10 protein-coding genes are annotated in these 12,366 nt (G+C 34.7%); all 10 read left to right on the forward strand.

Translation table 11 applies throughout. From position 1 onward, the window contains the following. Positions 1-84 precede the first annotated feature (84 nt). Entirely contained in the window at positions 85-450 is a 366-nt protein-coding gene (locus tag JCM17102_RS31090) for a hypothetical protein (protein WP_275564290.1), read from the forward strand. Positions 451-503: 53 nt separating this feature from the next. Then, the gene (locus JCM17102_RS31095; RefSeq protein WP_275564291.1) at positions 504-1,079 is read left to right on the forward strand and encodes a hypothetical protein; all 576 of its coding nucleotides are present in this window, start codon (positions 504-506) and stop codon (positions 1,077-1,079) included. Between the two features lie 491 nt (positions 1,080-1,570). Further along, a complete protein-coding gene (locus tag JCM17102_RS00375; protein WP_025073529.1) occupies positions 1,571-2,434 on the forward strand; it encodes a DUF1573 domain-containing protein in 864 nt (287 codons plus the stop codon). 56 nt (positions 2,435-2,490) lie between these two features. Further along, a complete protein-coding gene (locus tag JCM17102_RS00380; protein ID WP_025073530.1) occupies positions 2,491-4,173 on the forward strand; it encodes an O-antigen ligase family protein in 1,683 nt (560 codons plus the stop codon). Positions 4,174-5,200: 1,027 nt separating this feature from the next. Continuing rightward, positions 5,201-5,473, forward strand: a complete 273-nt coding sequence (locus tag JCM17102_RS00385) for a hypothetical protein (protein ID WP_025073531.1) — start codon at positions 5,201-5,203, stop codon at positions 5,471-5,473. Between the two features lie 423 nt (positions 5,474-5,896). After that, positions 5,897-6,358 (forward strand): hypothetical protein, encoded by a 462-nt coding sequence (locus tag JCM17102_RS00390; RefSeq protein WP_025073532.1) that lies wholly within the window; start codon positions 5,897-5,899, stop codon positions 6,356-6,358. Between the two features lie 51 nt (positions 6,359-6,409). Continuing rightward, positions 6,410-6,919 (forward strand): hypothetical protein, encoded by a 510-nt coding sequence (locus JCM17102_RS00395; RefSeq protein ID WP_025073533.1) that lies wholly within the window; start codon positions 6,410-6,412, stop codon positions 6,917-6,919. Positions 6,920-6,921: 2 nt separating this feature from the next. Continuing rightward, entirely contained in the window at positions 6,922-7,374 is a 453-nt protein-coding gene (locus JCM17102_RS00400) for a DUF1573 domain-containing protein (RefSeq protein ID WP_159106298.1), read from the forward strand. A gap of 778 nt (positions 7,375-8,152) precedes the next feature. Beyond that, positions 8,153-9,256, forward strand: coding sequence for an efflux RND transporter periplasmic adaptor subunit (locus tag JCM17102_RS00405; RefSeq protein ID WP_025073535.1), 1,104 nt, complete (start codon positions 8,153-8,155; stop codon positions 9,254-9,256). Between the two features lie 33 nt (positions 9,257-9,289). After that, positions 9,290-12,364 carry an efflux RND transporter permease subunit gene (locus JCM17102_RS00410; RefSeq protein ID WP_025073536.1) on the forward strand — a complete coding sequence of 1,025 codons (3,075 nt, stop codon included), beginning with the start codon at positions 9,290-9,292 and terminating at the stop codon, positions 12,362-12,364. The last annotated feature ends 2 nt before the right edge of the window (positions 12,365-12,366 follow it).

Here is a 12,366-nt window from a genome sequence, read left to right on the forward strand (position 1 = left end):
CTCATTGGGAAGAGATAACTAAGTTAAATAGAGCTTTCTTTATAATGATTTATCGATTAATATTCAGTTATAAAGTTTAATACTATGTGTAAGAATGATGTCGTTATTGTGAGTTTTATATTTTTTTTATTCTGTTCTTGTTCCAAAGATAAAGAAATACCAAGAATAAATCAGTATTCGCAAGTGTTAAATGATGAGCTTTTGACTACAATGCCAGGTGATTTACTCTTAGTAGATAACTATTTAGTTTGGTCTGATCCCTTTTCTCATAATCATTTCTTGCATGTACATAGTGCTTCGACAGGTAAGGAATTGGGAGTAATGGGAAAAGTAGGGAAAGGACCTAAGGAATTTGTTACACCTATGATTAATAGATATTGTGTAGATAATAAAATTTTTGCTGTAGATGCCAATGGGAAAACAGTGGGATTTTATCTATTGATAGCTTAATAAATGGACAAGAACCGTTTTGCGAAGTATCGGATACTGAACGGGAATTGAAAATGGAAAAAATGGATCATGGAATGTATATCGAAACTACAAAAAATGGCTCAGAGACATATTTTCGATCAGTCATAGATGGTCATGAGTCATTTTGGGGTGTTTATCCTATCCCTAAGATAAAGAAGCATATAGGTACATATGAATTTTATGATTCGACGAGAGGGCTGTTTGTAGTTACTTCTTTTAGATTTCCATATTTAGCTTTATATAAAAGAGAAAATTCAGTCTTTACTTTGCTGTGGGAACGCAAAGCAGATCAGAAAAATTATATTATAACGGATGATGATATTATTTTTGATAGAAAAATAAAAGGAGCGAGTGATGTTTGTATGAGTAAAGATTATATCATAACTCTAGAACGTGACCGGGAAAAGGATCCGGTGGATGAATCTATAGTGAGACGTGATATAAGTAAGTTTCCTCATACTGTGTTTTTATATGATTATACAGGTAACTTATTGAAAATCGTGGATGTGGGAATGCCTATTATGCGTATAGTTGCTGGTAGTAATAGTAATACATTATATATGATAGGTGGAAATCCCGATTATGTGTTAGCTAAATGTGAATTATGATGAGTAAATTAGCAGTTATAATGCTTTTGGATTGTAGCCTTAGATAAAGATTGAATAAATGGAACAGTAATATCAGGCTAAGTTCTTTTCTTTTTATAGAGGGGGTATAAGCATGAGTATAATTTGTCAGACGAAAGGGGGATATTCTATCAAAGACTCATTTGAATTATAGTGGAGCTAAATGTAAATCAGTCCAATTATAATTAGAAATACCATGATCAAAAGGGCATTTACGAATAAAAATATTCTTGGTCCGAAATAGTCAGCCAAATTTTTTTGTAATTCAGTTTTAATAGCCTACTTTCGTCACCGATAAAAATATAGGGATTGTTGAGGTTTGAATCTTGAAAAGAGATGGAACTAATATGGGATCGTATTTAGGAGATCATTGCTATTAATGAACTGGGAAATGTGGTTGTTTGTAATAGAGATAAACAAGAGGGATTAATAGTAATGAACTGAAAATGCATTTAATGATAATGAAACAAATGATGAAATATAGTATTCTATTATTGTTATTCTTTTTATTCTCTTGTAGTGATAGTAAAAAGAAAAATATAGCATCCATATTGAAGGAATGGGAACATAAGGAAATTTTGTTTCCCTGTAATCCGATATTCTCAATACAAGGAAAAGATACGGTTGCTTATCCGATGGGAGGTGAATATAAAATATTCTCTTATGTCGATTCAATGGGATGTATCAGCTGTAAGTTAAAATTGGATGAATGGCAGAAATTTATAACCGATGTTGATTCTTTATGTCCTAATACTGTACAGTTTTTATTTTACTTTAATCCCAAAAAACGAAGAGAGATTTGTCGGATTTTGCAATTTGATAAGTTTAAATATCCGGTTTGTATAGATGAAAAGGATTCTATTAATAAATTAAATCATTTTTCTTCGGAAACAATGTTTCAGACTTTTTTGTTAGATAAGGAGAATAAAGTGATTGCTGTTGGTAATCCGATACATAATTCAAAAGTGAAAGAGCTTTACTTAAGTGTCATTTTAGGTAAGGAATATTCTAATAAGTCAGATAACCAGCCGCAGACAACTGCTACTTTATCTGAGACTCAATTGAAACTTGGAGAATTTCCATGGAAAGAGAAACAAAGACAGGATATTCTGATCACAAATACAGGAGATAATCCCTTAGTAATAAATGAAGTGGTTACGTCTTGTGGATGTACAACAGTGGAATATGATAAACAGCCTGTTTTGTCTGGTAAATCGATACCAATTAAAGTATACTATCAAGCGGGATATCCGGAACATTTTAATAAAACAATTACGGTGCACTGTAATGCGAAGAATGCTCCATTTATGATAAAGATTAGCGGTGACGCTAAATAAAATAGTAAGCTTACATGATATTATAGGAAAACAACCATAAACCTTAGCTATAGATTATGAAAGAGAGAATATATTATGTGAATACTAGTTGGATTAAATTGAGAGTCATTGTTAGTCTAATAGTATTCGTAGGAGTGATCTCATTTCTGGGAGTAGTCTTAATTTCTCCAGATCATTTTGATACGGGAGAAATGGCATATCAGAAAATGTGGCTTAGTCGAATGGCTGTTGTGTTTGCGGTATGTTCTCTTTTTTCTCTCAGTATTAATGATAAAAAAGAAGATCGATTTTATCATTCAGTTATTTGGAGTCTTATTTTATTAGGAGGTGTTGAGGCTATATGGGGGTTGGGGCAGATATATGGGCAAGTGGCGTCTCACCATTCATTATTTGCATTGACAGGGTCCTTTTATAACCCGGGCCCTTATTCCGGTTATTTAGCAATGGTGTTTCCTGTTTGTATAGGTGAATGGCTATTGTTGAAAGATAAGGCTAACCGAGACAGGATGGAACAAGGGAAATATTATATAAGTTTAGGTGTAATCTTATTGATTCTCTGTGTTTTGCCTGCGGGCATGAGTCGTTCCGCATGGTTGGCAACTGCAGTTTCCGGATTATGGGTATATGGAGTACATTATTCATGGGGGATTCGTTTGAGAAAAGTAGTAAAAAAAGATAAAAAAAAGGTGTTTCTGGTTGCTGCCATTGGGCTAGTAGTAGTGTCAGCCTCCGGTTTTGCTCTTTTCTTTTTAAAAGCTGATTCGGCTAGTGGACGCTTATTGATGTGGAAGGTTACTAGTATGGCTATTACCGAGAGACCATTAACTGGATATGGCTCGGATGGATTTGTTCATGCATATGGAATAGCTCAGGAAAAATATTTTGCCAATGCAAATTACTCGGAAACTGAAGAGTGGGTAGCAGGGAGTCCGGAATATGCTTTTAATGAGTATTTGCAGGGTGCCGTTGAACATGGTATTCCTTTTTTATTGGCAATGTTATCGATAATAGGCTTTAGTCTTTGGAAAGGTGTTACTGAAAAACGTTTCAGTACTTGTGGAGGTGTGATTTCTGTTTTAATATTCGCATGTTTTTCTTACCCTATGCAAATTCCCGGTTTTGCAGTGGCGTTTTATTTTCTGTTAGCAGCTTGTATTGTGGGGCGTTCGCGCTTCTATATGCTATTATTTACTGTAATGATTACGTTATGGGGGATTTTTTATTGGAATCATAATTGGTATGATGCTTGTAAAAGATGGTCTAGCTGCAAGATGCTTTATAAAATAGGCGCATATCAGGCTGCAAAAGAGGGTTATGAGTCATTATATTCGGAGTTAAATAGTAATGGTGCTTTCCTTTTTGAATATGGGCATTGTTTGCATAAGTTGAAAGATTACGAAAGTTCGACAAAAATACTTGAAAAAGCAATTGTGCATTGTAATGATCCGATGGTTCTAAATATAATAGGTAAAAACTACCAGGCTGAAGGGGAATATGGAAAGGCAGAAGGATGGCTGATACGTTCCACACATCGGCTACCCAACCGGATTTATCCTTATTATTTGTTGGCTAAACTTTATGCAGAGCCGGGATACAGGCAACCGGAAAAACTGAAACGTACGGCGGAAATAGTGCTGACGAAGGAGCCTAAAGTTCAGTCTACAGCAGTGAAGGAGATGCGGGAAGAGGTTAAGACACTGGTAGTTTCACTGAATGGTAATGGGAGCGGTAGTAATTAAGTTTTTTTCCCTCAATATTATCTTCCGAGATGATTCAGATAGATGAATGATCTTATCGTAATAAATCATAAAAATCTGAATCTATATAATGATGGTTCGGAAGAAGGAAATGTCTTATGTATATTTGATATAGATGGTAGTTTTAAGTAACAGATTACGTTAGATCAAAATGTAAGCTCAATTGCTATTGATAAAGTTGGGACTCATGTTGCATAAAAGAGAAGAATGATGGGACTATACTTTATCGTTATAAGTTGAACGGAATTTTAGATAATATAAAATAGATAAGTGAAGCTAACAGGATTTTGATAATAATTTAATAAACTAGAAAAATAAAGAAACCTTATTCGGTGGAAGAGCTATATAAAGATGTTTGATTATAAAGAGACTAAATGTTATTATGTCTTATGTTGATAAAATAAATAGTCATCAAAGTAGTCTTTTTAGAAAAAAACACCTTTGGTCCGAAATGGTCAGCCAAAATCCTTTGTGATTCCGCATTTATCGCCTACTTTCATCGACGAAATGATACAGAAATCATAAGAATCTGAATCTATAAGAAGAGGAGGAGAATAAAAATATATAGGACAGTGACGAAACAAATGATGAATATATATTATGTTATTCCTTTTATTCTCTTACAGAGAAAGTGGAAGGGAGAATAAGCAGCTATATTGAAAGAATGTTAGTATTGGGAAATATTGTTTTTTAATAATCCAATATATTCAATAAAAGAAATACGGTTACTTGTCAAATGTGAGGTAAACTATCTTATTTTTTTAATGATCAGCTAATATTATGGTATTAGTATAAGCTGAAAGAGAATTATAATTATGTTAAAAAGGAACAAGGTGATGACTGTTTAATTTTGCTGAACCGCTTATCATCTGCTCCTAAACCCTGTAAAAAAGGAGGTATAGCGGAAAAAATAGTAATATTGAATATGGTAGCAAATATGTTTTGCTGTTCTGTTGAAAGGATAGATGCAGAATATTTAAAGTTTAATAAATAATTTTTAAATGGAAATATGAAAAAGAATAAGGTTTTAATGCTTTTAACTGTTTTGTGTGCTCTGGTTTCTATTAGCATTAATGTTTGGAAAGGATCTAAAAATGATGATTTTAGAGATGTTGTTTTAAATCAATTAGATGCATTGGCTAATGATGAAACAGGAGATCATATAACTTGTTATTGTGCTTTAGCGAGTGATAATAATTGTGCAGCAAATAATAATGGTTCCTCAAAGTGTGCAGGAGGAACAAATATTAAATGTTGGGAATACGATAGAAACTGTAACTAAACTAGTTATTAATGCGAATTAGTAGTTGTTCTTGATTTCTAGTTGACAAATAAATAGATGGTGCGATAAAGTTTTTCTATTGTATATAGTAATACTTTAGGCGTAGATATTGAATATTTGTTTTATTATCCAGCTAGTAATTAAACGATAAGGGCGTTTGTATTACTTATAATACAGTTGTGGAATACACTACTGATTCGTATTATTAATTTATAGAGTAATTGAATAAGTAGAATGTTTTATATTTAGTTGACATATGTTTATTTGAGGCGACTTTAAAAGTGGTAGCTTTATACTAGTCCTGTTATTTAAAATATATTATTATGAAGTTAATTATTTTTCTTTTTTTCTTTTTTACTTATAGTAGGGTGTGGAAAAAGACAAGATGCATTTAGTTGTGCAAAAGTATTTAATGTAAAAGATGTGAAATATGATAATCTTGTTCTACAGACTTTATTATTAGATAGTATAAATACATCTTCTTTTGGAGAATCATGTATCTCTCCATCGGGTGATATTGTTTTTATTGATAAACACTTTTGTACTGTAACATTTTTTGATACATGTGGCCATCTGAAAAGTACTCATTTAGGATTAGGAGGTGGGCCTTCTGAAACTCAAGTTGGTAGGATTGCTGCGCAAAGTTTTTTACCGACGGGAGAATTATTACTTATGGGGTATAATTTGGACGTACATTTATTTAATCCAAACTTTATGTTGGATAAAGTATTTTTAGTTAATCGAGAAAAACGATCTAATTTGGTTGAATCATCAATGACGTATACTAACCAATATAATGATATGGTTTGTCGTAACTATGGTGATTGTTTTTATATGAATGTATATTCTGAACATCCAGAATTTAATTACTTGGAGGAAACTTAGCAATATTTACAGAGTTGTCGCCATATTTGGGAAATTGATTTTAGAAAAAATATGGATGGGAGATTGTTGGCTAGTGGCTATCCGGATAGTTATTTAAAAGATCTGAATAAGCATGTTGTTTTTCTTGGAACACGTTTTGATATTGATAAACAAGGTAATTTTTATGTTAGTTATGAAGTGGATTCTTTAATATATGTTTATGATTATGACTATAATCCGTTGGCCACTTATGGTTTTCAAGGTAATGAAATGAATCTAGATTATTTATCTATTTATGATTATAAAACATGTCGGAGTAATTATAGAAAGGAGAGACAAACCAAAGGGCATTATTATTGGTTAGAGTTTGTAGACGAGACTCAGACGTTATTTCGCTCTTATCGAAAAACAGGAGAGAATGATGGACTTCAAATATTTAATGAAGGTAAATTAATTGGAGATGTAGAGGTTCCTAAAAATCTTCGTGTGATGGGGTATATTGATCCTTATTATTATTCGTATATAGTGCCAAAACTAGATGAAAATGATGATTCGTTAATTATATATCGTTTTAGATTATGAATATGAGAAGAATAAAAGAATATTTTATCTATTTATTAATAATGTTTATTTCAATAATTAGTATTTTATTTGCATTAACTAAACCGAGTAAGGAGAAACCTATACTACCTATTGATGTAGGACTTAATCATACATTTGATTCAATATCTCAAGTTAAATTCTCTGGAAAAGTTGTGAATTTTGGAGTTGTTCCTGCTGATACAGTATTAAAAGCTAAATTTATATTATATAATGTAGGAAAATATCCTCTTAAGATAGAGGGAGTTAATCCTGATTGTTCGTGTACAGATTACTTTTTGTCAGACGATATTGTGTCTGTGGGTGATTCTACATTACTTGTGTTGATTTATAGTACAAAAGATAAGCTTGGAGAACAAGAGTTGCATACTATAATTAAAATGAATACTACCGAGAAAATGTATAAAGTAACGCTAAAGGCAGATATAGAGTCTTAATTGTATATTTGGAGTGAACTCGATCTAGTGGACTGATTGTAAGTGCTAGAACAGAATTTTGATAATATCAACATCTTATTCCGATTGCTATTCATTAGGAGGGTGTGAATAAATACGGAATAGAAATACAGTGGATATATTGCTGATGAAATGGGCTGTAGTGAAAACGGAAAATATTATACGGAGCAGCTTTGGAAAGCTATTTTCTGATGGAAAGAGGCCTATTTAGTGAAGGCAAAATTGATAAAACAAAAATAGTTTCTTTCTATAAATTTGAAAGTCTATTTTAGGTGTGGTAGTTTATCAGGAATTTATAGAATTACATAAAAGAAGATAAATAGAAGAATGAATAACATAAAAAATGGCTTAATGTTATCCTAAATTCCATGTAGACAATTGAACTTTCACTATTGGGGAACGTTACCAAAATAATTTGTTTTTGTGAAGTCGATCTATTGGGTATTCATCGCAAAGAAGTATAGATTAAATACGCTGGGAACGGATATAATGAAGAAAATATAATAGGCTTGCGTATTCTACTTTCGATAGTGATATTTTGGGACTATTAATGGATGGAAAAAGATGCCACCGTTTTTTTATATATGATTTTAATAACATGAGCAATAAAAGAAAAGATAAAAAAGCGATGAAATGGACCATTTTAGAAGAAAAACAAGGTTGGTCATAAATAGTCAGCAAAATTTGCCTGTTTTTATTCATAAATTTCTTACCTTTATTTTCGAAATTTGGTTTATATGATATAATAAAATAAATAATGATGGAAAAACACAAGTGTAAGTGGGTACTGCTTTGTCTTGCCTTAAGCATTATTACAGCATGTTCCGATAAAAAAGAATCGTCTGAAAATAAGGATAATAAAGAAGATGGTATTTCTACTATTCTCTCCGATGCCCAAAGTGAAGTAACTGTACAAGTCCTGCAGAAGCAAGGTTTTAATCATGAACTTGTAAGTAATGGTAAGGTAAGTTCTCGAGATAAGGCGGAATTACGTTTTGAAAGTAATGAAGTCATTGCACATATTTATGTCAAGAATGGTGATCGGGTACAGAAAGGTCAGAAATTGGCGGAACTGGACAAATTTCGTTTGGAAAATAAGCTATCACAAGCTGAAAATTCACTGATGAAAGCGGAACTTGAGCTGAAAGATGTTCTCATTGGTCAGGGGTATAATGTGGACGAATTGGATAAGGTTCCGGCAGATGTCATGAAGCTGGCTAAAGTAAAGAGTGGATATGACCAGACTAAATCTCAATACGCATTGGCTAAAAGAGAAAATGAACATGCTACATTGGTAGCTCCGTTTGATGGAATGATAGCCAATCTATTTGCCAAACCTTTTAACCTTGCGAATACTTCGGAAACATTTTGTACACTGATTGATACTAAAGGAATGGAAGTAGAGTTTACGGTATTGGAAAGCGAACTTTCTTTGATTCAAAAAGGAGACAAGGTAGTGATTACTCCGTATGCGGGAGGTGGCGCTTTCGAAGGTAGCGTTTCTGAAATCAATCCATTAGTGGATAGCAATGGGATGGTAAAGGTGAAAGCAAGTGTAAATGGTCAAGGCAAACTTTTCAGTGGCATGAATGTTCGTGTAAGTGTTCGCCGTTCTTTAGGTGAGCAGTTGGTAATTCCTAAAACTGCAGTTGTGTTGCGTTCTGGCAGGCAAGTCGTCTTTACTCTGGAGTCAGGACAGGCGAAATGGAATTATGTGGATACCGGACTGGAAAACGCAACAGAATGTATCGTATCCGATCGGTCGCAGAGTGGAGTGACGGACGGGTTGCTGGCAGGAGATACAGTCATTGTTACCGGAAATCTGAATCTGGCGCATGAAGCACCGGTGACTGTGATATGGTAAGATGACGAACCGAGAACGATAAATACTGAAAACATGATAAAATTTCTGATACATCGTCCCATTGCCGTATTGATGGCTTTTACAGCTTGCTTTATTATTGGTTGTGTGACGTATTCTACTTTACCTATATCTCTGTTGCCGGATATCGCCATACCGGAAATTACCGTGCAGGTTTCAGCATCTAACACTTCTGCACGTGAGTTGGAAAACACTTTGGTTAAGCCATTAAGGCAACAGTTACTTCAGGTATCTTCTTTGAAGGATATCCGTAGCGAATCTCGAGATGGTGCCGGCATCATCCGTTTGTCTTATGAATATGGGACTAATACAGATCTTGCTTTTATTGAGGTGAATGAGAAAATCGATGCTGCAATGAATTATCTTCCTAAGGAAGCGGAACGGCCGAAAGTAGTAAAAGCCAGTGCGACGGATATTCCTGTTTTCTATCTGAACCTCACTTTGAAAAATGATAATTCTTATAACCCAACCGACCAACGGGCGTTTCTTCAAATGTGTGAATTTGCTGAAACGGTTATCAAACGCCGTATAGAACAGTTGCCCGAAGTTGCTATGGTCGATGTGACCGGATTGCTTGAACAACAAGTGCAGATTGTTCCTGATCGGGATAAACTTGCTATCATGGATATTTCTATTGAAGATATTGAATCTGCCTTATCTTCCAATAATGTGGAGCCAGGTAGTATGAAGGTGCGTGATGGTTATTATGAATATAACATAAAATTCTCTACGTTGCTTCGTACTTCGGAAGATGTGGAAAATATTTATTTGAAGAAAGGAGATCGAATTATCCAATTGAAAGATTTCTGCCGTATTAATATTATTCCTGTCAAAGAAAAAGGTGTTTCTCTGTCAGACGGGAAGCGTGCGGTGACATTGGCTGTTATCAAACAAGCGGATGAGAATATGGACAAGATGAAGGATGCTTTGGTCAAAACAATGAATAGTTTTAAAAAAATGTATCCGGATATAGAGTTCAGTATTAGCCGTAACCAGACGGAATTGCTGGATTTTACAATTTCCAATCTTCAGCAAAATCTTTCATTAGGTTTTTTATTTATTTGTATTGTCGCTATCCTATTTTTGGGAGATGTGAAATCTCCACTGGTTATCGGAATTAGTATGGTGGTATCTATTGTCATTAGTTTTGTATTCTTTTATCTTTGTGGTATGTCTCTTAATATCATATCACTTGCCGGACTCATTTTGGCACTGGGTATGATGATTGACAGTTCGATTATTGTGACGGAGAATATTTCACAATATCGTGAAAGAGGGTATTCATTGCGTCGCGCTTGTATAGCTGGAACCAGTGAAGTGATAACTCCGATGCTTAGCTCTTCTCTGACTACCATTGCGGTATTTGCACCGTTGATCTTCATGAGCGGCATAGCGGGAGCTATCTTTTTCGATCAGGCTTTTTCGGTAACCGTTGGTTTAATGGTCTCTTATTTTACCGGAATTATGTTGCTTCCGGTGCTCTATATGTTGGTTTATCGCACCAGTATCACTACCCGAAAATGGAAATGGCTTTCTTTTAAGTTTAATAACCCGATTAAAGACCATACTTTAGACCGTTTTTATGACGCTGGTGTGAATTGGGTATTTGAGCATAAGACTTTTAGTGTAATATTTTGTATTGTTTCCATCCCCCTTTGTGTTTTCTTTTTTTTCTTTATTGATAAAGAACGGATGCCTGAAATTGAGCAGACGGAACTGATTGCCCGCATCGACTGGAATGAGAATATCCATGTAGACGAAAATCAGCGTCGTGTAGATGCCTTGTTTGGTGCAGCGGAGGGAAAAGCTACTGAGCATACTGCTTCTATCGGACAGCAGGATTTTATTCTGAAGCGTGACAGAGAACTTTCTTCTTCTGAAGCGGAAGTCTATTTCAAAGCTAAAAATGTAAAAGATATCACTACTCTACAAGAAGAAGTGTATCAAAAGATAAAATCGGATTATCCGTTGGCGGTAGTCTCCTTTTCACCTCCTGAAACTATCTTCGAAAAGTTGTTTGTCACAGGTGAACCGGATGTAGTAGCAGAGTTTTATGCCCGCAACAAAAATCAGGCACCGGAGCCGGGGACGTTGCGCAAGATGGAAAAGAATCTGGCGAAACAAACAGGAGTGGAGCCTACTAATATCGCTTTCGAAAACCAGTTGAATTTGACAATCAGCAAAGAAAAATTATTGCTCTATAAAGTGTCATATAATGAACTTTACCGGGTCTTGAAAACTGCTTTCAGAGAGAATAGTGTCAATATGTTACATTCTTATCAACAATATCTGCCGATTACTATTGCCGGAGAAGAGAAAACGGTAAACGAGGTTTTGCATGAGACGTTGGTGCAAACACAACCGGATTCAAAAGGATATTCTAGCTATATTCCTTTGTGGGAATTGGTGAACGTGACTCCGTCCGAGGATTTAAAAACGATTACTTCTGGTCGTAACGGAGAGTTTGTTCCTTTTGACTTTTACAAGGTGGGAGACGTTAAAACTTTCATGAAAGAGGTTAAGAAAATGGCAGATAAGAGTGGCGAGTGGGACATAGGTTTTTCCGGTGGCATATTTTCTAATCAGAAAATGCTGGATGAACTGGTTGTGATCTTATTTATTTCGCTTCTGTTAATGTATTTTATTCTGGCAGCTCAATTCGAGAGTTTCCTGCAACCATTGCTTGTATTGGCTGAGATTCCTATCGATGTCGCTTTTGCACTATTGTTACTGTGGTTGTGCGGTCATACGCTGAATCTGATGTCCGCTATCGGATTGATTGTGACCTGTGGTATTGTAATCAATGACTCCATTCTGAAGCTGGATGCTATCAATGAGCTACGTAAAGCGGGGGTACCTCTGATTGAAGCGATACATGAGGCAGGGCGCAGACGTTTGCGGCCAATCATTATGACTTCACTGACTACGATTTTTGCTATGGTTCCTTTGCTTTTTTCTTTCGATATGGGTTCGGAATTACAGAAACCTCTTTCTATCGCCATGATCGGAACGATGACTGTAGGAACGGTCGTGAGTCTGTTTATTATTCCTTTGCTATATTGGTTTATTTATCGTAAAAAACAGAATTGAAC

It is taken from the genome of Bacteroides faecichinchillae JCM 17102 (assembly GCF_000614145.1).
Classification (GTDB): domain Bacteria; phylum Bacteroidota; class Bacteroidia; order Bacteroidales; family Bacteroidaceae; genus Bacteroides; species Bacteroides faecichinchillae.

What these genes read in the sequence shown, in the direction of transcription:
- JCM17102_RS31090 (WP_275564290.1), top strand. Translation starts at nt 85, where the DNA reads ATGTGTAAGAATGATGTCGTTATTGTGAGTTTTATATTTTTTTTATTC.
- JCM17102_RS31095 (WP_275564291.1), top strand. Translation starts at nt 504, where the DNA reads ATGGAAAAAATGGATCATGGAATGTATATCGAAACTACAAAAAATGGC.
- JCM17102_RS00375 (WP_025073529.1), top strand. Translation starts at nt 1,571, where the DNA reads ATGAAATATAGTATTCTATTATTGTTATTCTTTTTATTCTCTTGTAGT.
- JCM17102_RS00380 (WP_025073530.1), top strand. Translation starts at nt 2,491, where the DNA reads ATGAAAGAGAGAATATATTATGTGAATACTAGTTGGATTAAATTGAGA.
- JCM17102_RS00385 (WP_025073531.1), top strand. Translation starts at nt 5,201, where the DNA reads ATGAAAAAGAATAAGGTTTTAATGCTTTTAACTGTTTTGTGTGCTCTG.
- JCM17102_RS00395 (WP_025073533.1), top strand. Translation starts at nt 6,410, where the DNA reads ATGGATGGGAGATTGTTGGCTAGTGGCTATCCGGATAGTTATTTAAAA.
- JCM17102_RS00400 (WP_159106298.1), top strand. Translation starts at nt 6,922, where the DNA reads ATGAGAAGAATAAAAGAATATTTTATCTATTTATTAATAATGTTTATT.
- JCM17102_RS00405 (WP_025073535.1), top strand. Translation starts at nt 8,153, where the DNA reads ATGGAAAAACACAAGTGTAAGTGGGTACTGCTTTGTCTTGCCTTAAGC.
- JCM17102_RS00410 (WP_025073536.1), top strand. Translation starts at nt 9,290, where the DNA reads ATGATAAAATTTCTGATACATCGTCCCATTGCCGTATTGATGGCTTTT.